Below are 20,526 nucleotides of genomic sequence, written 5' to 3' on the forward strand. Positions count from 1 at the left end.
GAACGACGCATTTCAAGTCTACATTCGAAATTGTATCCAAGACGAATGACATTCGTGGAAAAGATACAAAAAAACAAGCATTATGAAAAGATTTGAAAAAATCAGGAGTATTTCTCTAATTCCAAGGAGAAGATCAGTATGTCCATTCCATTAAACAGCAGTATAATTAAAGGGAAAAAACGTGCCGTTTCATTAGATTTAGCAAGAGGTGCTATGTTACTGCTCATTGCCCTCGCACATGCCCCGCTATATTTGTACAACTCTGAACCTGGGATCATGCAAAGGGCGGAAAGTATAAACTTTTTTGATCAAGTCGTTAATCTTTTTGGCATGTTCTTTATTGATAACCGGGCAAGAGCGATGTTTGCCGTAATATTCGGATATGGATTAGTGCTCTCATTCGAAAGTCAAATCTCTAAAGGTAAAAGGAAAAAAGTTGCCTTAAAAACGATACAACGGCGTTCCTGGTATTTGATTTTATTTGGAATCATGTTAGCGGTGTTCATCGGTGGTCAAGACATTTTAATGGCATACGGTATAGCAGGGCTGTTCGTTAGCTGGCTATTAACACGTGAGAACAAAGCACTAATAAGAACGATAACTATCATTACAATATTATATTGTCTTTTTACCCCTATATTATGGGGCTTTAACATGAAAGGAATCGGAAATTATGGTTTTGCTCCAGAGGTTTCAGCCACAGACACATACCTAAGCACAGCCATGATATCCATGCTTTCTTTCCCTATCATTCCTATCATGATTCATTTAATGTTCCCCATTCTTCCTTCCGTTTTGGCTGGAATGTGGATGGCTAGATTTCAGTTATTAACAAAGCCTGAACAGCATGTAAGAACACTTTATTTCATATCTATTATTGGGTTGACTGTCTCATTCCTGGGAGCGTTACCTTTATCCTTTATAGGGAGCTTGTGGCACCCTAGGTTCTTTATAGCAGGTTTAATATCCGGACTGCACATGTTAACAGGAATCGCCGGTGGACTAGCCTATGCCGCGATTTTTGGATGGATTGGGGCAAGGTTAAACAATTTTGGATACATTAGCGATTCTTTAATGGCTTTAGGAAAACGTTCATTAACTTTCTATGTTTGGAATGAGGCAATGCTCGTGCTATTTCTATCACCAGTAGCACTTGATTTAGGAGGGCGAGTGAGTAACGGTATAGCTGCTATGATTGCAGCAGGAATTTGGTCCCTTTCTCTCGTTTTGGCGACTTTATTGGAAAAAAATAATCTGAATGGTCCATTGGAAAATTTATTGAGGCGATTAGTATATAAACATCAATAATCAAGGCTGTTTTCACATACTTTGTTGCTATTTACCAAGTAGTGAGGTGTGGTTGATTTCCCCTCCAGATGCTCGCTTTCCGCGGGAGTCTCGCACTTCCGCCCCAATCAACCTTAAATAGTTTCGTTTTAAAACAACAATCTTTACGAAAAAAAGAAAACCGGTCATTTGAGTTCGGTTTTCTTTTTTTAGATGGCCTTTTTGAATTTATCTACTTCTTTATAGTGAAATATTAAAATTGTAGTACATTATGTAGAAGATTTGTTTTATACAGCAATAGATCTTTGGTTTAATAATCATGCTGTCAAACTTCTTTTGAATTCATAACTGAGGAATATGGCTTGGCATAATTTAAATACCTCATGACTTATGGTGCGGTTCCACCACTACTAGGCCTGGGTGCAGCCTTTGTTAGAACGGAGAAATAAAAGTTAATATATAAGTTGCCCCTTCAAGAAACCTGCCTCTCTAGTTGCATAAGAAAAGGAGCTGCTGAGCTCCCGGTAATGAAGTAAAACACCATTTTCGTTTTAATAAAACTCTTCACAATCTTCCTAGCATAATCAACATAAATACCCCTTTTTAAAAATTCACCTCCAAGAACTAGAGGTGGGGATATGAATCAATTAAACTTTACATAGTCCCCTTCTTTGATTTGATTCTTTTCAAACCATCCAAGATTTACTTCAATTGCATAATAATAAAAAATTCCTGGATCATAGGTAGGGCAATACTCCTCTATACAAGGCTCCATATCAAGTATTTTTAGAATGACCCCATATGAATCAAGAAAAGCGATAGATAAAGGAATAAATGTGTTTTTCATCCAAAATCCACCATATATTTCTTCTGAAAACACAAATAACATCCCCTCATTTTCGGGTAATTTCCCAACAAACATCAAGCCCTTTTCTCTTTTCCTTTGAGTATCTGCAACTTGAACATTTAATCTAGTTACCTTGTTTCCACTGATCATTTTTATCACTTTTGTATTAATTCTATTTTTCATGTTCACTCACCTTCGCAGGGAATAGACGTTTTTTCTAAAAAAAGAAAATGTCAATCTCATGAACTTCTTTTAAAAAGAATCAACTTTCTTTCCCTGCTAATAAGGAGGAAGAAAGTTGGTGATGAAACGAATACAGATGAAAAAATAACTAAGCAAGCTCCATTTAACTTCTAATACTTTATTCCATGGCTTTTAAAATTAATACTCTGTTTTCAATAATCACAGCAACTGTATATAAAAGCATAGGTGTTTTTTGGAGCAAGCGATAATTTCGTGAGCCTGTTCCATATTACAGAAGTATTATTGGTGAACGAGCTAGAAAGCATAAAATTAGAAATGTACTTAACGGTACAAAAGTTCACTTTATGTCCTGCCGCGGTTATTATTCCAACCATTTAGGACGTTGATTTTTTTGTTAGGATGTTCGATTATGTATGATGTTAAATGTACGTGTCTTACCTTTTAAGACTTCATCTTTTAAGTGACATTTCAAGGCTTGTCTCATTGGGAAATGCCTCAACATTAACGCCGATGAGGATCCTAAAAGAATCCTCCCTATTTAGCACCTTTCATAAGGTCCATCCTTGGGCCTGTACAACTGTACTACGTAACGTCATACGGTATCAGCAAGGCTACTACATAGGGGGATTTTGTGGATTGGTATAGTATATTATATGCTCAATATTCCAATTAGTGTCGAATAGTCATGCATATCCGCATAAGCCCCGTTGTCCTACTCATGTTTGGTATACTCTGCTTGAGATCTGATTTGAAGAAGGGTATTTATGATACTGAAAGGCTAAGTGCTAGATTTAGAATGCAGCACTAATCCATTGATGGGCAAAAAAAGGGTCAGCATTTCTTTATATATTGAAAGCTGACCCCAGTTTTTTTGAAGATCCTCTGAATGAGGGTCCTCCTTTAAAGCATTTTATTGATACTCTCCATAAAGTCTGTCGTAACGGTGGATAATTTTCCCTGAGCTTCCTTCATCGAGCTTCCATGAACACCGAAATAAAATTTAATTTTAGGTTCTGTTCCGGAAGGTCGTAAACATATCCATGTTCCATCTTCAAGAAAGAATTTTAATACGTTCGACTTCGGGAGCTTGATGTCCTCTTCCCTATTTGTCCCAAACATGTATTTTTTACTGCTGAGATAATCCTCTCGAACCACTACTTGATGACCAGAGATTTCATCTGGTGGATTTTCCCGGAATTCATTCAGAATCGCTTGAATTTGCTTCGCACCTTCAATTCCTTTTAAAGTCAACGACCGTAAATCTTCCAAGTAATATCCATATTTATCGAATACATCCAGTAAACCTTCGTACATCGTTTTACCTTGCTTTTTGTAATAGGCACAGACTTCCACCGCCAGAATAGTAGCTTGGATGGCATCCTTATCACGTGCAAAATCTTTGATTAGATATCCATAGCTTTCTTCATAGCCAAACAAGAAAGAATGTTCTCCACTTGTGTGGTATTCATTGATTTTTTCAGTAATGTATTTAAATCCAGTTAAAACATCTACGGTTTTTAAACCATTTTGCTCAGAAATCGCCCGTCCTATTTCTGAAGTCACGATGGTCTTTAATACGACTCCATTTTGAGGAAGGGTCCCTTTCTTTTGTTTTTGTGAAATTAGATAATCCAAAAAAAGAGCGCCTGTTTGGTTGCCTGTTAATACTACATAATTTCCAGCATTGTTCTTCACGCTAATTCCAAGCCTATCCGCATCCGGATCGGTGGCAATCAATAAATCAGCATTAACACGGTTTCCAAGCGCAATGGCCAATTCAAACGCAGCATGTTCCTCTGGATTAGGCACTTTAACAGTAGGAAAATTAGCATCAGGCATTTCCTGTTCTTTAACAATATGGACATTTCGATATCCTAAATCATGCAAAGCACGTTTTACTGATTTATTGGCTGTACCATGAAGCGGTGTAAACACAAGCTTTACATCGACTTCATCTGCTAACTTTGAATCTTCAGGAATAGTGAGTAAATGCTCATTATAAGCGGTATCCAGCTCCTCGCCAATGATTTGAATGAGCCCTCTGTCCTTTAGGATTTCTTCGTCCTCCACTACAATGGAAAGCTCACTTTCAATCGCGTTCACGTAATTAATGACTTGATCCGCCGCTTTAGGAGGTAGCTGTGCTCCGTCTGATCCATACACTTTATACCCATTATATTCAGGCGGATTATGGCTTGCTGTAATGACGATCCCAGCAAATGCACTCAGCTTACGTACAGAAAAAGAGAGCTGTGGGGTAGGCCGTAATTCATCAAATACATAAGCTTTAATTCCCTTTGTTGCCAAAGTCTTGGCTGCTTCCAATGCAAATTCGGGAGACTTATGTCTTGAATCGTAAGCAATTACGACTCCTCTGGATTTTGCCTCATTCCCAAACGATTGAATATATTCAGCAAGTCCTACAGTCGCTTTTCGCACGGTATAAATGTTCATCCTATTCGTACCTGGCCCCATTTCCCCTCGCATACCACCTGTCCCGAATTCCAAATTTTTATAAAATGCGTCTTCAAGTGATATTTCATCATCCTCCATTTCTTCAAGCATTAAACGCATTTCATTATTTAAATTGGGATAACTAGTCCAAATATTATATAAAGACTTCCAGTCCATGAAAATACAGCTCCTTCCTGCCTGTATGTTTTTACTTTGTTTGGCATTTCTTTTTGATCGTAATACACATTGCAAGCGATCAATTGAATATGAAATCTAACCATCGATCCTAGAGCATAGCTCCCTTTTCACGTACTTCATCCTGTAACGGAGATAGTAGAATCGCCAAATGCACTCCCTCCAAAGTTGTTGGTTACGATCTATTCATTTTTCCAACCAATACTTTGGAAGAGTGTCATTTTATTCTTCTTTTCCTTCACGCAATGCTGTTTCCTTACTTGATTTATTTTTTCTTTTTACTCTTTTCCGTTTTCGTTTTTGTTTTTGTTTTCGATTTCTTTTTCGTTTTCGTTTCCGCTTTAGTTTTCTTTTTCGTTGCCGCTTTAGTTTTCTTTTTCGTTGCCGTTTCTGTTTTCATTGTATTAATAAGAGAATATAATCTTTGTTGCTCAATAATTTGTTTATTGACATCAAATTTTTCTTCAATGACTTTCCGTGCTCTTTCCGTATAGTCGTTCCAAATATCTGGATTTTCTATAAAGAATTGTATGCCCTTCGCTAACTCCATTTCATTTTTTTCTGGAGCTAGGTATCCTGTTCTCTGGTGTTCAATTAATTCAGGGATTCCCGCGTGTCGAGTGGAAACGACAGGTAAACCGCTAGCCATTGCTTCTTTTAAGGCATTAGGAATACCTTCGATATCACCATTTTTAGCTGTCTGACTTGCTAGACAGAAGATATGGGCTTTTTTCAATTCGTCCGAAACTTGTTTTGAATCCATAGCTCCTCTAAGAATCACAACATCTTTAAGGTTATATTCTGCAATGGTGGATTTAATTCGTTTCTCATCTTCACCTGCTCCAATAATATGCAGTCTAGCATTTGGATATTGTGTATAAATACGTTTAAATGCTTTTATAAGAGTAACAAATCCTTTTTTGTCTACAAGTCTACCTACCGATAAAACTCTTATTTCGCCTATTGTAGGAAGAGTTCGGTTAGAATAAGGGAAAAGATCTAATTCGATACCACCATATAATACATGCATATTCTTAGCCGGAATTCTTAGCCGGAATTCCTAACCTTCTTAATCCTTCTGCAAGATATTGGCATACAGGGTAATAGTGTGCACCATGTTTATTTAATGCTGAATATCGCTTAGCATTTTTTTCGAAAATTTCCGGTCTGTCCGAACCATCTCGTCCTCTAATACTAACAATCAAAGGAATATTATATTTTTCACATACAGGCAAAATCTCTTGTCCGTGTGAGCCGTGATGAGCATGAATGGCTATGATATCTTGTTCTTCGAAGAACTTTTTTAGATCTTTAATTTTGTTTATATTATAGTAGTTTTCGAAGGGGAATTCTGTACGGTCGGCATTGTCGAATGGGCCGATTACGATTGTGCGATAGTTAGTTATTTTTACGATTTGATTATATATAAAACGTTGGTGTTTTAATGTTTTCACTTACAAAATAAGCAATAGTTTTCATCTCACCTCAGTCCCTTTAATAAGAAATTTTCTCTTTTCCCGTTCTGCAATTTGTTTCACTTGCTTGTGATATTCAGGAGGGGACATAGAATCGGCTTTATAAATGTCTTTATATGGTAGGTCTTCAGAACAGTTTTCAAACAGAGGATTTAATTTGAATAGAGGATCTTTTGTAGAATTTCGTTTAAGGGATGTCATGAGAAAATCTGACAAATTATACTAATTAAGAACTTCCAATGGGGTTTTCATATTTTCAGGATTCAAATTACTTTCTCCTTTTAATGACTTACAAAATTTTTAATTTATCTTTTTCACTAGCATTATTCGTCCATATACCCATTCTTTGGTTTTGGGTTTTTACATATTAAACTTTTAATTTATTGAACAGTGCTGCCTAATATGCAACATTGAAGTTTGACAACACCTTATTATTCCTTATTTATTGTACTTTTTGTACCAATTTACAAAATGAGCTAAACCTTCTTCTATTGTTGTTGAAGGATGGAACCCCACATCAGCATGCAAATCGGCGATATCTGCATATGTCTCCTTAACATCTCCCGGTTGCATTGGTAAGAATTCTACTTTTGCCTTTTTGCCAATTAGTTTTTCTAATGTGTTAATGAAATCCATTAATTTTATAGGTTTATTGTTACCGATATTATAAATTTTGTATGGGGCATAGCTTGAACTTGAATCAGGGTTAGCTCTGTCCCATCCAATAGTATGAATCGGTGGTTTATCAAGTAACCGGACAATTCCTTCAACTATATCATCAATATAAGTGAAGTCTCTTCTCATATCTCCATTATTAAAAACCTTTATTGTATTCTCTTCGATTATATTTTTAGTAAAAGAGTAATAAGCCATATCAGGTCTCCCCCATGGACCATACACCGTAAAGAAACGGAGTCCTGTGGTTGGAATATTATATAAATGACTATAAGTATGAGCCATTAATTCATTAGACTTTTTAGTGGCAGCGTATAAACTTACTGGATGATCCACTGGGTCTTTAGTTGAGAAGGGGATATTAGTATTTGCTCCATATACAGAACTAGAGGATGCATAAATTAAGTGCTTTACGTTATTGTGTCTACAAACCTCCAAGATATTGACAAAACCAACAAGGTTGGAATTAACATAAGAATCCGGATTTTCTATGCTATAACGTACTCCAGCCTGGGCTGCTAAGTTAATGACTATATCAATGGTTTTGTCTTTGAATAATTGATTTAATTTTTCTTTATTTGACAAATCCATTTTATGGAATTCAAAATCAGGGTTTTCTTCTAATATCTTCAGTCGATTGTTTTTTAAAATAACATCATAATAATCATTAATATTGTCTACTCCAATAACCTTGTTATCTAGGGCTAACAAACGTTTTGTTAAATGGAAACCAATGAACCCTGCTGCCCCTGTTACTAAAATGTTCATAGCATTAATTCCAACCCTTCCTATTACATTGGGATTCTGACACCTTTTTCGGAACACTGACTACATTTTTTATACAGTGGTACTTTCGTTTCTTTACACCGACAGAACAGAATTCATGACGGATAAAAAGAGGAAATAAACTCAAAATTCTCATTGGAGAGAGACTAACGTTTTATTCGTAAATGCTATCTTTTTCGCTTTAAGCCTCATGAGTTATTCACTCTTATACCCGCTGTGAACTAGCACTTACGTAAGTGAGTTAATGCTAAAACCATCTTGGAAACCGGTGAATGCGAAATCATCATCGGTTTTTTATATGCTCGTTTACGGTTAGATAACTATGACTATACAAGGGTATTCTCATTTTCATCTAATGGGATTGGTGTTTTTGTCCATTCAGCATACGTACCGGGATCTAACGCCTTCACTTGTTCTAAAAAAGTATCTAAAAAATTTCTTTCTCGCAGGTCTTTAAATAACTCGAGAGGTCTTTTTTGTTCACGTGAAAAAGAGTACACATGGTCGACTAATTTAAAACCATTCTTGGTTACAATAATATGTCGTAATGGGGCATCAATTTGTTTGAAACCTGATTTTTCCATTGTTTTTAATATATAGAGTAATCGTTTTGTGATGTCCTCAGAAAGTACAGATTGTTTTTTAAGAAACGTATTTAAATCTGGTCCTAATAGATATTCCATTAAAATATAATTGGGTCCTGTTTCAAAGACTTTCGGGATAAAGGGCAAGTCTTGACTTGATAAAAGGACCATTTTTTCCTGATTTGCATGTTCAGTTTTTCCGTAAAGTTTAACGCATGTCTCTTCAGACACTCGATAAACAGCACCTTGATGCCCTTTTCCAATGAGGGTTTGTGTTATGGCGCTATCCACTTTCACTCCATTACCTGACCCTCCTGAGTGGACTGGAATGTTTCTAAAATCCAAACTATTTTGATTGAAATAATCCTCCCACTCATTGAAGGTGTCCGGTTCAAGCTTTTTCACTTGATCTAGGAACGAGTCCTTTAAAAGGATTATTTTTAAATCTCTTAATAATTTTAATGGTACAGGGTGTATCCTTTTAAAGGAATTTACATGGTCAATCACCTTAAGTTCCTCATTACCAACGACAAAAATATGGCGTAGGGGGGCATCTATCATGGTGAACTTTGCTTGTTTTAATTCCTTTAATATATAGAGAAGTTTCTTTACTATAGAATCAGGGATATACGTACAATTTCTCAGATATTCTTTTAAGGTCGGTGCATTAAAATATTCCATGACTATATAGTTTGGTCCTGTTTCATATACCAAAGGCATAAAGGGTAGATGTTTTCCAGCTGCAAGAGCTTCTTCCTCCATTTTCGCTTGTACTGGGTCTGAATAGATTTTTACACATTTATCTTCTGAAAGTTGAAAAACTGCACCTTGAGCACCCATTCCAATCAGCGAATAGCTAGTTGGATTGTGAATTTCCAAAGATTTTTCACCTTTGGTAACAGTAATGGTTTTAAAGTCCTCCATGATCTCCTCCTAACTGCTCATCTATGGCCTGCTGTTGAAACTTTTGAAGTTTATATAGGGCTTTTTTGACTTTTTCGGCTTTATGAGCCTTTTTTTCTTTTTTACGAGAAGCTATTTTTTCATCATGATCCTTAGCTCTCTGTTGAACTTTAGCTTTTTTTTCATTTTTATTAGATGCTACCAGTTCATCTTTGACTTTATATTTAGTCTGCTGTTGAAGCTGTGGAACCTGTTTAAGTTGTTGTAGCTGTGGAAGCTCTTGAAACCCTTGGAGCCCTTGAAGCTGTTGCATATAAATAAGGGCTTTTTTGGCTAATTCGGCTTTTTTTCTAGGCGCTATCCTTTCGCCATCATACTTACCTTGCTGTTGAGGCTGTGGAGTCTCCTTATGGACTTTTTTATCTATTTGGCGCGGTGTTACCAAATATCGTTTACCTACTTTATAAGGGGCTACAAGTTCATCATAAAATTCAGCTTGTTGTCGGAGTTGTTGGGCGAGGTTAAATTTTTGTTCCACTTTTTGACGAGCCGCTACTGTATATGTTTCCCATATCTCTCTGTTAGATAGCATAAATTCAAGAGCATCTGCCAGTTCATCCACATTGTTTTCTTGTACTAAAACCCCTTCTTTGTTATTTGTTATTAATTCAGGGATACCGGCATGATTGGTCGAAATCACTGGTACTCCAATCGCCATAGCTTCTTTTAATGTATTAGGTATACCTTCTACATCTCCATCGGCAGCTTCTAAGCTCGCGGCGCAAAATATATCGGCATTGGTCATTCGTTCTCGAACTTGATCTTTAGGGAGATGGTTTAATAGGCGAAAAGAGTCTCCTAAATTAAGTTGATTTGCCAATGAAATGAGATATTCTTCAAGCCCACCTCTACCGATAATCGTCAAGGTTGCATTTGGAAATTTACCTCTGATTTTTTGGAAAGCTTGCATTAAGATGTGATGTCCTTTTTTTTCCACCAACCTACCGATGGATAGAATGTTTTGAGAATCCCCTTTATGTGGTGCCCGGTATTTGAATTCGTTAAGGTCAACGCCCCCATATAACACTCTAATTTTTTCTGAAGGACAACCCCAAGCAATTAACCTATCTGCTAAATACTGACAAACTGGAAAAAAACGCTCCCCTCGATCAAATAGCATTTTCATGTTATCTAGATAGCCAATGGGCTGATTAGCCAGGGTTGCATCCCTGCCTCTAATACTTGTTACCAACGGAAGGTTTGTTTCCTCTTTAAAAGGAAGTAATAACATCCCTAATTGGCCATGATGAGCATGTAATAGGGAGATATTATTTCTTTTGACATATTCTTTTGGTGAGAAAACTTCATTGAGATAATGAACCTTCTCATTTAAAAGGGAAAGATCTATCATATACTTAGGTTGTCGTACCATATGAATATAATCATAATCAGGAACTTCTCGAATCTGTGAGATATATTGGGTCGGATCAACTCTTAAATTCAAATGCATAACTGTGTGCAAATAAATGATCTCCTTTCATGCATAGTAAGCAAATTTCCTGGACCTTTTCAAGTATATTATGCAGGACTCTCTAGGTACGCATGGACTAATAACATACAGTAAAGCTAAATGGCAGAGAGTATGCATTTGTCTAATACAAAGGGGGATTTAAGTATGTGCCATGACACAAGATCATTTACAAACAATGAAAATAAAAACACAACATGTTATAGTTGATGTTAATCTGAAGTTTTAATCGTCGATGATGATTTTTCTTCTATTTAAGAAATATAAAAAAGCACCCAAGATACGATCAAAGGTGCTGCTTTGCCAGTTTGAACCTAATATACGTTTTCTACATGTCTGAGGTAAAGAAGTGTTAGAAAATTTTTTTCGCTTTATGTCATTCCAATAACAATTGCTGGTCTTCCTATTGGGTAATATTCAATTTTCTTGCACGCTCTGATTCGATCTTCTTCAAGACAATTTCTACCATCAAAAACGATTGGCCGTCTCATTGTTGTCATCAATGTTTTCAAATCTAAAAGTCTAAACTCTTTCCATTCGGTAACAATGAATACAGCATCCGCATTCACTGCCGCTTCGCGGACTGTGCTTGCAAACCTGATTGTATCCCCTAATATGTTCTTCGCATTATCCACTGCAACCGGATCATAAGCTACCACTTCTGCTCCAAGTTTGGTTAATGAACGCGCAATTTTGATTGATGGAGCTTCCCTCATGTCGTCTGTCTCTGGCTTGAAAGCGAGACCAAGCATTGCAACTTTTTTCCCTTTTAAATCTCCAAAGCGATTTATCGCTTTGGTTACAAGGAGTTCCTGCTGAAAATCATTGATCGCTACTGTTTCTTTTAACAGGGAAAAATGTACTCCATTTAAATTGGCAGTATGAAGCAACGCCTTAACATCCTTTGGAAAACAAGATCCTCCATAACCAATGCCAGGCTGTAAAAAAGCTTCTCCGATCCTTTTATCTTTTCCCATTCCCTTTGCTACATCTTTAACATCTGCACCCACTACTCCGCATAAATTGGCAACTTCATTGATAAAGCTAATCTTGGTCGCCAAAAAGGCATTAGATGCGTACTTAATCATTTCGGCACTTCGAATGCTTGTTAGTATAAATGGTACATTTAATGGACGATACATTTCTTGTACTTTCTTAGCAGCCTCATCATTTTCAGAACCGATTATGATTCGATCTGCTTGCATCGTATCCATGACGGCAGACCCTTGTCTTAAAAATTCAGGATTTGATACCATATTAAAGGTGACACTTTCGTTACGATGTTCTTCAATGATGCTTTTAATAAAATCATTCGTACCAACAGGCACAGTACTCTTTATAACGACTACTGAACTCTGTACCAGGTTCGCAGCAATATCCTTCGCTGCCTGCACAATATAAGATAAATCCGCTCCCCCATCCTCCATTTGCGGTGTTCCTACGGCAATGATGATAATCTCGGCACCATTTAGCGCTTCTCGATGAGATGTAGTAAATAGCAGTCTACCCGCTGCAGCATTTTGAATAAGCAAATTCTCCAGACCGGGTTCATATATTGGAGAAATCCCTTGACGTAGGCTTTTAATTTTCTGTTCATCAGTATCGATACAAATGACATTATGACCTATTTCTGACAAACAAACACCAGTGGACAGCCCGACATAACCTGTACCCAAAACAGCTATTTTCATATTATTCAAGCTCTCTCTTTATTATTTGGAGGTTTTCTTTCTTATTTACATCCCTTAAATAGGAAAGTACCTCGTCTCTTATTTCATCCCTGCGCAAAGCAAAGTCTATTGTTGCCTTAATGAATCCAACTTTATCACCAATATCATATCGGTTTCCCTCAAAGTTATATGCTAATACGGCCTGCTGCTTATTTAGCTCATTAATGGCATCAGTAAGTTGTAATTCATTACCATGTCCAACCGGAAGCTTGGAAAGCGTTTCAAAAATCTCGGGTCTAAAAACATAACGCCCCATTATCGCATATCTGGAAGGCGCCTCTTCCCTTTTCGGTTTTTCCACCAAAGAATCTATATGAAAAAGGTTTGGCTCAATCATTATCCCTTTTGGCTTAATAATTCCATATTTACTGACATCCTTTTCCGGAACATTCTGAACAGCTACGACGGAACTGTTGCAATACTCAAAAACACTGATGATTTGTTTCAGACAGGGTGTTTTAGACATAACGATGTCATCCCCTAACAAAACGGCAAAAGGTTCATTTCCAATGAAGCTTTTAGCACAGAGAATTGCATGTCCTAGCCCCATCGGTTCCTTTTGGCGGACATAATAGATATTTGCCAAGCTGGATATTTTCTGAACTTCCTCTAAAATATCGAGCTGATTTTTTCTTAAAAGTGCATCTTCCAACTCATAGGATTTATCAAAATGATCCTCTATTGATCTTTTTCCTCTACCGATTATGATAATTATTTCCTCTATGCCCGAAGCTACTGCTTCTTCAACAATATATTGAATCGTTGGTTTATCAACAATCGGCAGCATTTCCTTAGCCTGAGCTTTTGTAGCAGGCAAAAATCGGGTCCCTAGACCTGCGGCCGGAATAATGGCCTTTCGAATTTTCATAAGCTGCCTCCCTTTTGTCATTCATTAATCCTTTATATGCAATAGGACAACTTACGGTCTAGTTAGTAGCCCAATTCGTCCATTTTTATTTAACAGGGACCAGTAGGCTATATATGGAAGAATTCCTATCTGTCTGTAGTCGGGCGTCGCAGCCTGTCGGTTAGTGCCCTTTAAAAACGCCATTACACTTTTTATGTAATGGAGATTAAAATGATCGATATACGGTTTGGATAAACCACTGTGGAGCTTTTTGCGGTACAGTAGCCTTAACGATTTCCTTTTCTCTTTCTTTGATAAATCCCAGCTATCAGAAATGAGAGCAACAAATTCTTAGATTAATATAATGGGTATCAAAGGACCAGTTTTTAATGACAAATCCTTTCCGTTCCACTTTAAATCAAAATATATGATGGACTGTATTCATGATTTTGAGGGGGAAATTTTCAATTGAAAAGGGAGATTTTTTTAACCTCCTCCATTTTTAATAAGAGTACGAACCATGTTGAATGGATATAGTTAAGGAATTTTATTAACTACTTTTAAACTCTTATCATCCTTGTAAAGGTAATGCATCACTATTACTTTCTCCGTACATGAAGAGCAAAACTTGGCATATTGGATACAATTCTAATGAATCATTCCACTCTAATTGCAACCTTCGGCTAGTTCCCAGTGGGCGCCATCGACACAAGGTATCGATTTCTGCGAATACGCCCTACACCCACAACTTCGATAACTTTGAAGTTGGTTTCTATATCTTTTGAAGAGTATCAAATAATTTGGGATGCGCATTTTCCGCAATGGAGTAGGAAATACTGTGAAACCGGCTTTCGATGGAACTAGTTTTCAAAAAGAAGAAGAGGCTTTAACAGCCTCTTCTTCTTTATTTAGTTTCATCTTCATTTTTACTGCTATTTGCTATAAACATCGCAATTTGCGCCTTTTTTTCTACATCTAAATCAAGTGTATCGATTATGCTAAAAGGTGATTTTAAAAAGAGGGGTTGTGGTTGTGCAATCTTCGTTATTTCTTGTAAGATTTTATCTGAAGTTTGATCTTGTTGTTTAATTAACTGATTCTGAAGTTGAATCTGAAGCTGCTTCTGTTGTTCTTCTTGGAGTTCGAGTTGGACTTGAATTTTTTCTAGTGGTTGTGAACGCTTCGATATTTCATGTAAGACTTTATCTAAATGCTCATCTTGTTGTTTAGATAATTTATTCTGAAGTTGAACCTGAAGTTCCTTCTGTTGTTTTTCTTGGTGTTGGAGTTGGTCTTGAACTTTTTCCAGTGGTTGTGCAATCTTCGTTATTTCTTGTAAGATTTTATTTAAAGTCTCATTTTGTTGTTTAATTAACTGATTCTGAAGTTCCACCTGAAGTTCCTTCTGTTGTTTTTCTTGGAGTTGGAGTTGGAGTTGAATGTTTTCTAATATATGGTTATATTTCTTCCTATTGTCTTCCTTGTGATTATCTGTTTGATCATTTTTACCCATTAGGTTCCCACCCTTTTCACTATTTATTGGTTATGGAGGCACATTTGAATTACATATTGTGCAGTTGGAAAAATCGTCTTCTCAATTGACATTGGATTCACCTTTTATGTTTCTAGTAAATCGCTTTCGTTGCAGAATCAGTTTAAGGACAATCGGAGATAGTTATTTCACCCTTTCCTAGTGTTGTTGTCGACATGAATGTGTTGCCATTGTCGTTCCGATTATAATTACAGCAATGCACTTGTTATTTATTGTATCGGGACAACAATTGATCCACCGTAATCAATCAAGGTATTAGTTGGTTTCTCCTTAAAACACCTGAAGCTTTCTAACTCGGCATTAATGCTGAAGCGCGGTATGAATAATGAAAGCCTAAAGAATGGTCCAGTCGAAGCAGTCTTAATCGAAATGGTTAGTGTCCAATTTAGGGATGTTTGAAAGTGATTCACCTCTTTTTAGTTTAGGAAACCATACATGTGGTTTCCGATTTTCTTATTTGCATAGACAGAGATCTTTATAGATAAACAACTATCACCATTCTTTCTATAGTTATTCAACAAGCCTTTGAATGACTGAGCGTTTGTCATGTGTAGACGTTAAACATATATCATCTTCCAAAAAAAATTCAAAAAAACCACTTTATTATGTAAAATCGTTATCTGGTTGTAAAAATGATTTTACGAACATTGTAATTTGTCCTTATAACTGCCGAACATGCACTTTTGCGAACGGGAGAAATAATGCTTTTCCGCCCATTTCGCAAAAATTTATAGTCTGGGATAATTCCAAACTAAAAAGCCGAACTCCTTTACGTTAAGGGTTCGACTTTCCTCTTTTAAGTTTCCCTGCTTGTACGACATAATTGGATTTGTAGGAAATCAAAATGGATTTTTTGCGATATTGGCCCGCTTAACATCTTTTAAGCACCACTTTCGCATATTCTCATTTATATCGCATTGAAGTCGATATTTTTCTGCCATTCTTCATACGATTCAGGATCGATTTTCTTTGCTTGTTTAAGGAATGTATCCAATAACCCCAACTTCTTTAGATCACGAAACATCTTTGGATTATATGGATCATTCATTGTGAGCCCGTCTGAATGATCGATTGCTTTCAGTACATTTCCCTTTGTTACAACAAAATATCCGATTGAGGTCTTGATTCTAATAAATCCAACTCTCTTCAGTTCCTTTCGAATCATTATGATTTGTTCTGTAATCGATTCGGGAATATCTTGCTTCCCTTTCAAATAATCTTTTAGATTAGGACCTTTTAAATATTCCATAATTACATAGTTCGGACCCACTTCATATAACCTCGGAACAACGCTGCTTCAAGCGCTTTCCCCTCTTTATTTGCTGCATTGGGATTGACATAAATTTTTACGCAAATATCTTCATCAAGCTGAAAAACTGCACCTTGACTTCCTGCCCCAATTAGTTTTAATGTGGTTGGATTATGAATAAGAAGTTCCTTTTTACCGTTCTTTTCTATTCTTTCAACCCTTATTAATTTAAAATCATTCATCTAATCTACCACCTCTTTGCTGCTTATTAATAACCATAATATCTATACTATGTAATCATTAATAATTGCTTTAGGGTAATAACACTTTTTCGCAAAATTAAGTCATACCTACTTTTACTGAGTTCTTAAGTACGAGATATTAGCAATTGATGCATAATTCTCTTAAGGAAAGCTTTTCCTAGCATTTCTTCAGTGTCTTATGCTCATACACATACAATTAAGAACTTTACAAAAAACAAACAAATATATGTGCTTGTCCGTTTCAAATATTTTCCATTTTGCATTTACTATAAAAGTGGATTAACCAGAAAAGATCAGAAAGGAGACTTGAGATGGGATACATTGAAGATTTACGTGCTCTCGTTGGAACCAGAGCTTTGATACTTACTGGGGTCACCGTTTTGGTTATCGATCAGAACAGCCGTTTTCTGATGGTACAATCCGAAAAGATGTGGAAATTGCCGGGCGGCTTCATCGAATTAGGAGAATCTGCGGAAGAGGCATGCAGACGTGAAATTTTGGAGGAAACAGGAATTAACATCGGCAACCTTCAATTAATCGGCGTTTTTTCAGGGAAGGACTATTTTACGAAGCTGCCTAATGGTGATCAATACTTTTCAGTCAACATTGCTTACGTTACCGAAGAAATACTCAGCGGAGATTTAAAACCAGATGATATAGAAATACAAAAAGTACAATTTTTTAAATGGTCCGCTTTTCCGAAAGATCTTTCTGAACGAGATCGACAAATATTTATTTGCTTTAAAGGAGTTACTTTTTTTATTTATAAATTTTTCCATTCTATATAGGATTCGGGATCCATTTCTTTTAACTCTTCCAAGAACATTGGTAATAAACCTAACTTTTTTAGACCTTTGAATATCAACTCTGGCTTGTTTCGAATCCGTGTAAAGGAGCTATAATGATCTATTACTTTTAATTCATCTTCCTTAGTTACAATAATGTGGCGCAAATCGGCATCCAATCTGGTAAACTTTAATCGCTTCATTTCTTTTAAAACAAAAAGAATTTGCCTCATCAATTTTTCGGATAGGATCCCCCAGATTCTAAATATTGAAATAAAGTTGGCCCTTCAAGATATTCCATAATAATATAGTTATGCCCCACCTCATAAAGCCGTGGAATAGCGGGAGACTCCTGTGCAATTTTTAATACATTTCCCTCTTTAGCCGCAAATTCTGGTTTTGCACAAATTTTCACACATTTATCTGAAGAAATTTTAAAAACGGCCCCTTGCGCCCCCTTTCCGATCAGTGGAAACGACGTCGGATTTTTTATCACATCCACTTTTTTAATTCCTTCAGTAACACAGATAGATTTAAAGTCCTCCACTTTCAATCACTCCTTAACATTCCCTATCGTACTATTACTTTTTATCCTTTGTCTCTTTTTCTCTAAGACTCTTGGTCATGAATCCTCCGTCCCCTTGTCATTGTGCACATTCTGAAAGAAAACGGCTTTGATTATAGGGTTAAGAGAATAGCTTATATAAACCCTTCTATAATAAAAGAGGAATGATATACCTTTCACAAAATGTGAACAAGCAAGCATCATTTTTACTCTTATTTGAACAGAAGGAAAAATTCACGTAAGGATTTTAGTAAAAATACACACATGAAAATCCATGCAAAGAGACTTTTTCATATTGTGAGCTTCCTATATTTTATGTAAAAGATTAAAGTTTGCTATAGTCAAGCGCCAGTTCATCCAGTAATTTTTACTTGTCGACGGAAATAAGTCACAGATACATAACAATGTTCATGGTATAATTAACATGGGAAAACGCTTACAGAATAATCCAAACTTTTTGTTCTGAAAATTCATTCTTTTGGGAGTCGATGAAAGTTGACAGTGGATAATAAAACAAGTAAAGAACAAACGATTTTTAATCATATTGGAAATAAAATCAAAACGGAAGACAGAGAAATCAATGTAGTTGCTAGATTAGAAGAACCTCTAATTGTAGTTTTAGAAAATGTTTTGAGTGACGAAGAATGTGACGGACTTATTGAATTGTCAAAAGACAAAATGAATCGTTCCAAAATTGGAGTTACGCACGAAGTAAATGAGATAAGAACAAGCAGCAGTATGTTTTTTCAAGAAAATGAATATGACATCCTTACCAAAATTGAAAAAAGGATATCAACAATCATGAATATACCCGTTGAACATGGAGAGGGTATTCAAATTCTTAAATACACTCCTGGACAAGAGTATAAAGCTCATTTTGATTTTTTTACATCTTCAAGTATTGCAGCAAAAAATAATAGAATTAGCACAATCATCTTGTACTTAAATGATGTGGAGCATGGAGGGGAAACTTTTTTTCCTAAATTGAATTTTTCAGTATCCCCGCGAAAGGGAATGGCTGTGTATTTCGAATATTTTTACAACGATAAAAACCTAAACGAACTAACTTTACACGGTGGGGCGCCCGTTTTCACTGGGGAAAAATGGGTTGCAACACAATGGATGAGGAGACAGAGTAGCCGCTCATGATGTGTAAACGATAGACTTTAAAAGCCTCAATTTTAGGTGCCTAATGAACAAAGGCACCTATTCGTTCATTTAAAAATCTCCTATTTAAAATCGCCAAACAAAAAATAATGATCAAAAGTCTAAATTGGCACTGTTTCGTCCCATCATACTATTTCCGACGTTTCAAATTACGCTTTTACCCTAGGTTTTTCTTTAGGTTTGATGTAAAAATACCTTTGCATGCATTCACTATTCATTTACCTTTGTTGCTCTTTCTAAAATTATCGTAATCAGTCTTAATGTAATGAAATACCTTCGCGTTGCCATTATGGTCTGGATGAGTTATTTTTAGTAACCCTTTATATTCTGCCAATACTTCTTTATCGCTCGCCATTTTAGAAAGCCCTAATTTTTCACTATAATCATTTGATTGAATAGTGGAGTCAATCATGTAATTGTTTCTGATTTTTTCTTTTAATTTTATCAATTCATTACGTAATTCAATATTTTCTTTTAATAAATCCTTTGATTCATTTTGTAATTCACTTTTCTCATTCTTTAGAATGGCAACTTCCTTTTTGAACATATCCCTTTGCTGAATCAATATTCTTTTTGCTGTCTCATGAAGCTCTTCGATACCTTCTATATGCTTTTCTTGAGCTTGTATTTTTAATTTTAATCGGTGTATGATTTCGTCCTTATTTTGATTTATACTATCATTTATAGCCAGCTTTGAAGCTGTTTCATCGCTTATGTATCCGGTGTTCCTCTTTCCGTTCCCGGCGTATTTAATCTTACCTTCGCCAAGCCAGCGCCTGACAGTCTGTACACTATTACTTTCTGTTACTCCTGCATCTTTTAACATTTCAAATGCTTGATCTGTGTCATCCATTATGTATCCGGTTTTCCTATTCCCGTTGCCTCCCTCATATTTAATCTTACCTTCACGAAGCCAGCGTCTGACAGTTTGTATACTACTGCTTTCTGTTACTCCTGCATCCTTTAGCAGGTCGAAAGCTTGATCTGTGTTCACATTGTTCCCCCTTTCCCCTTATTAAGCAATGAATCGTACTTCGAATGATATGATAGTACCTTATTAAAAGGAAAAATTTTTACAAAGAAGGAGCCTAATTTGTATGTCAATGTTTTAAATAATAGCATAGGCATATTCTAAACAAAGAACAAATAGATGAAGAATATATGACGAATATCACAGGGAGATAACGATAATGTATCAGAGTAAAATTGTGGAACCAGAAAAAAATATCGGTAACTGCGTATTCATGATATCATTGGTGGAGTTCCGAGCAATTTATATACATTCAGATTGAATCTAGAATCCAGTGACAGTGAGAATGCCTACTTAATCTATAAACGTGATGTTACCTTATATGCTTCCGTGGGGGATCTTTTGATGCCCTATGAAATGAGATAAGAGTCATACTTAAAAATCCCGGTCTCTCAGTGAT

18 protein-coding genes are annotated in these 20,526 nt (G+C 36.1%); 3 read left to right on the plus strand and 15 right to left on the minus strand.

What is annotated here, in order from left to right:
• Nucleotides 1–138: 138 nt before the first annotated feature.
• Nucleotides 139–1,308, plus strand: a complete 1,170-nt coding sequence (locus MHB45_RS10585) for a DUF418 domain-containing protein (protein ID WP_048682318.1) — start codon at nucleotides 139–141, stop codon at nucleotides 1,306–1,308.
• 622 nt (nucleotides 1,309–1,930) lie between these two features.
• Here the strand turns inward: MHB45_RS10585 and MHB45_RS10590 are convergent.
• From MHB45_RS10590 to MHB45_RS10645, 12 genes are all read right to left on the minus strand, one after another.
• Nucleotides 1,931–2,317 carry a DUF192 domain-containing protein gene (locus tag MHB45_RS10590; protein ID WP_072273023.1) on the minus strand — a complete coding sequence of 129 codons (387 nt, stop codon included), beginning with the start codon at nucleotides 2,315–2,317 and terminating at the stop codon, nucleotides 1,931–1,933.
• Nucleotides 2,318–3,238: 921 nt separating this feature from the next.
• Complete coding sequence (locus MHB45_RS10595; protein ID WP_048680301.1) at nucleotides 3,239–4,969, minus strand: phospho-sugar mutase; 1,731 nt, start codon at nucleotides 4,967–4,969, stop codon at nucleotides 3,239–3,241.
• A 283-nt stretch (nucleotides 4,970–5,252) separates the two neighbouring features.
• Nucleotides 5,253–6,017, minus strand: coding sequence for a glycosyltransferase (locus tag MHB45_RS10600; RefSeq protein WP_072273024.1), 765 nt, complete (start codon nucleotides 6,015–6,017; stop codon nucleotides 5,253–5,255).
• A gap of 4 nt (nucleotides 6,018–6,021) precedes the next feature.
• Entirely contained in the window at nucleotides 6,022–6,441 is a 420-nt protein-coding gene (locus tag MHB45_RS10605) for a hypothetical protein (RefSeq protein WP_065421112.1), read from the minus strand.
• 459 nt (nucleotides 6,442–6,900) lie between these two features.
• Nucleotides 6,901–7,905, minus strand: a complete 1,005-nt coding sequence (locus MHB45_RS10610) for an NAD-dependent epimerase (RefSeq protein WP_048680293.1) — start codon at nucleotides 7,903–7,905, stop codon at nucleotides 6,901–6,903.
• Between the two features lie 344 nt (nucleotides 7,906–8,249).
• Nucleotides 8,250–9,431, minus strand: coding sequence for a hypothetical protein (locus MHB45_RS10615; protein ID WP_048680289.1), 1,182 nt, complete (start codon nucleotides 9,429–9,431; stop codon nucleotides 8,250–8,252).
• On the minus strand, nucleotides 9,418–10,932 hold the full coding sequence (locus MHB45_RS10620; RefSeq protein ID WP_072273025.1) for a glycosyltransferase: 1,515 nt from the start codon (nucleotides 10,930–10,932) through the stop codon (nucleotides 9,418–9,420). The genes MHB45_RS10615 and MHB45_RS10620 overlap by 14 nt, the downstream gene beginning before the upstream one ends.
• A gap of 377 nt (nucleotides 10,933–11,309) precedes the next feature.
• Nucleotides 11,310–12,629: a UDP-glucose dehydrogenase family protein gene (locus MHB45_RS10625; RefSeq protein WP_048680285.1), complete on the minus strand. Its 1,320-nt coding sequence runs from the start codon at nucleotides 12,627–12,629 to the stop codon at nucleotides 11,310–11,312.
• A 1-nt stretch (nucleotide 12,630) separates the two neighbouring features.
• Complete coding sequence (galU, locus tag MHB45_RS10630) at nucleotides 12,631–13,536, minus strand: UTP--glucose-1-phosphate uridylyltransferase GalU (protein ID WP_048680283.1); 906 nt, start codon at nucleotides 13,534–13,536, stop codon at nucleotides 12,631–12,633.
• Nucleotides 13,537–14,419: 883 nt separating this feature from the next.
• Nucleotides 14,420–15,028 (minus strand): hypothetical protein, encoded by a 609-nt coding sequence (locus MHB45_RS10635; RefSeq protein ID WP_048680907.1) that lies wholly within the window; start codon nucleotides 15,026–15,028, stop codon nucleotides 14,420–14,422.
• 946 nt (nucleotides 15,029–15,974) lie between these two features.
• A complete protein-coding gene (locus tag MHB45_RS10640; protein ID WP_142398506.1) occupies nucleotides 15,975–16,337 on the minus strand; it encodes a hypothetical protein in 363 nt (120 codons plus the stop codon).
• The gene (locus tag MHB45_RS10645; protein WP_072273026.1) at nucleotides 16,319–16,558 is read right to left on the minus strand and encodes a hypothetical protein; all 240 of its coding nucleotides are present in this window, start codon (nucleotides 16,556–16,558) and stop codon (nucleotides 16,319–16,321) included. The genes MHB45_RS10640 and MHB45_RS10645 overlap by 19 nt, the downstream gene beginning before the upstream one ends.
• A gap of 332 nt (nucleotides 16,559–16,890) precedes the next feature.
• On the opposite strand from MHB45_RS10645, the gene MHB45_RS10650 reads away from it, so the two are divergent.
• Complete coding sequence (locus MHB45_RS10650) at nucleotides 16,891–17,367, plus strand: NUDIX hydrolase (RefSeq protein WP_161922499.1); 477 nt, start codon at nucleotides 16,891–16,893, stop codon at nucleotides 17,365–17,367.
• On the opposite strand, the gene MHB45_RS10655 is transcribed toward MHB45_RS10650, so the two are convergent.
• The gene (locus MHB45_RS10655) at nucleotides 17,343–17,600 is read right to left on the minus strand and encodes a hypothetical protein (RefSeq protein ID WP_176702857.1); all 258 of its coding nucleotides are present in this window, start codon (nucleotides 17,598–17,600) and stop codon (nucleotides 17,343–17,345) included. The two genes, MHB45_RS10650 and MHB45_RS10655, sit on opposite strands and share 25 nt — an antisense overlap.
• Nucleotides 17,597–17,911: a hypothetical protein gene (locus MHB45_RS10660; protein ID WP_081088606.1), complete on the minus strand. Its 315-nt coding sequence runs from the start codon at nucleotides 17,909–17,911 to the stop codon at nucleotides 17,597–17,599. The genes MHB45_RS10655 and MHB45_RS10660 overlap by 4 nt, the downstream gene beginning before the upstream one ends.
• Before the next feature lie 513 nt (nucleotides 17,912–18,424).
• Here MHB45_RS10660 and MHB45_RS10665 point away from each other — a divergent pair.
• Nucleotides 18,425–19,078, plus strand: coding sequence for a 2OG-Fe(II) oxygenase (locus tag MHB45_RS10665; RefSeq protein ID WP_072273028.1), 654 nt, complete (start codon nucleotides 18,425–18,427; stop codon nucleotides 19,076–19,078).
• A gap of 232 nt (nucleotides 19,079–19,310) precedes the next feature.
• On the opposite strand, the gene MHB45_RS10670 is transcribed toward MHB45_RS10665, so the two are convergent.
• Entirely contained in the window at nucleotides 19,311–20,090 is a 780-nt protein-coding gene (locus MHB45_RS10670) for a hypothetical protein (protein WP_048680891.1), read from the minus strand.
• Nucleotides 20,091–20,526: the final 436 nt, after the last annotated feature.

The sequence above is a fragment of the Peribacillus sp. FSL K6-5616 genome, from assembly GCF_038008245.1.
Lineage (GTDB): Bacteria > Bacillota > Bacilli > Bacillales > DSM-1321 > Peribacillus > Peribacillus frigoritolerans.

Excerpts from the sequence above, each read along its gene's own strand:
- MHB45_RS10585 (WP_048682318.1), top strand. The coding sequence starts at position 139 with ATGTCCATTCCATTAAACAGCAGTATAATTAAAGGGAAAAAACGTGCC.
- MHB45_RS10590 (WP_072273023.1), bottom strand. The coding sequence starts at position 2,317 with ATGAAAAATAGAATTAATACAAAAGTGATAAAAATGATCAGTGGAAAC.
- MHB45_RS10595 (WP_048680301.1), bottom strand. The coding sequence starts at position 4,969 with ATGGACTGGAAGTCTTTATATAATATTTGGACTAGTTATCCCAATTTA.
- MHB45_RS10600 (WP_072273024.1), bottom strand. The coding sequence starts at position 6,017 with ATGCATGTATTATATGGTGGTATCGAATTAGATCTTTTCCCTTATTCT.
- MHB45_RS10610 (WP_048680293.1), bottom strand. The coding sequence starts at position 7,905 with ATGAACATTTTAGTAACAGGGGCAGCAGGGTTCATTGGTTTCCATTTA.
- MHB45_RS10615 (WP_048680289.1), bottom strand. The coding sequence starts at position 9,431 with ATGGAGGACTTTAAAACCATTACTGTTACCAAAGGTGAAAAATCTTTG.
- MHB45_RS10625 (WP_048680285.1), bottom strand. The coding sequence starts at position 12,629 with ATGAAAATAGCTGTTTTGGGTACAGGTTATGTCGGGCTGTCCACTGGT.
- galU (WP_048680283.1), bottom strand. The coding sequence starts at position 13,536 with ATGAAAATTCGAAAGGCCATTATTCCGGCCGCAGGTCTAGGGACCCGA.
- MHB45_RS10635 (WP_048680907.1), bottom strand. The coding sequence starts at position 15,028 with ATGGGTAAAAATGATCAAACAGATAATCACAAGGAAGACAATAGGAAG.
- MHB45_RS10645 (WP_072273026.1), bottom strand. The coding sequence starts at position 16,558 with ATGAATGATTTTAAATTAATAAGGGTTGAAAGAATAGAAAAGAACGGT.
- MHB45_RS10650 (WP_161922499.1), top strand. The coding sequence starts at position 16,891 with ATGGGATACATTGAAGATTTACGTGCTCTCGTTGGAACCAGAGCTTTG.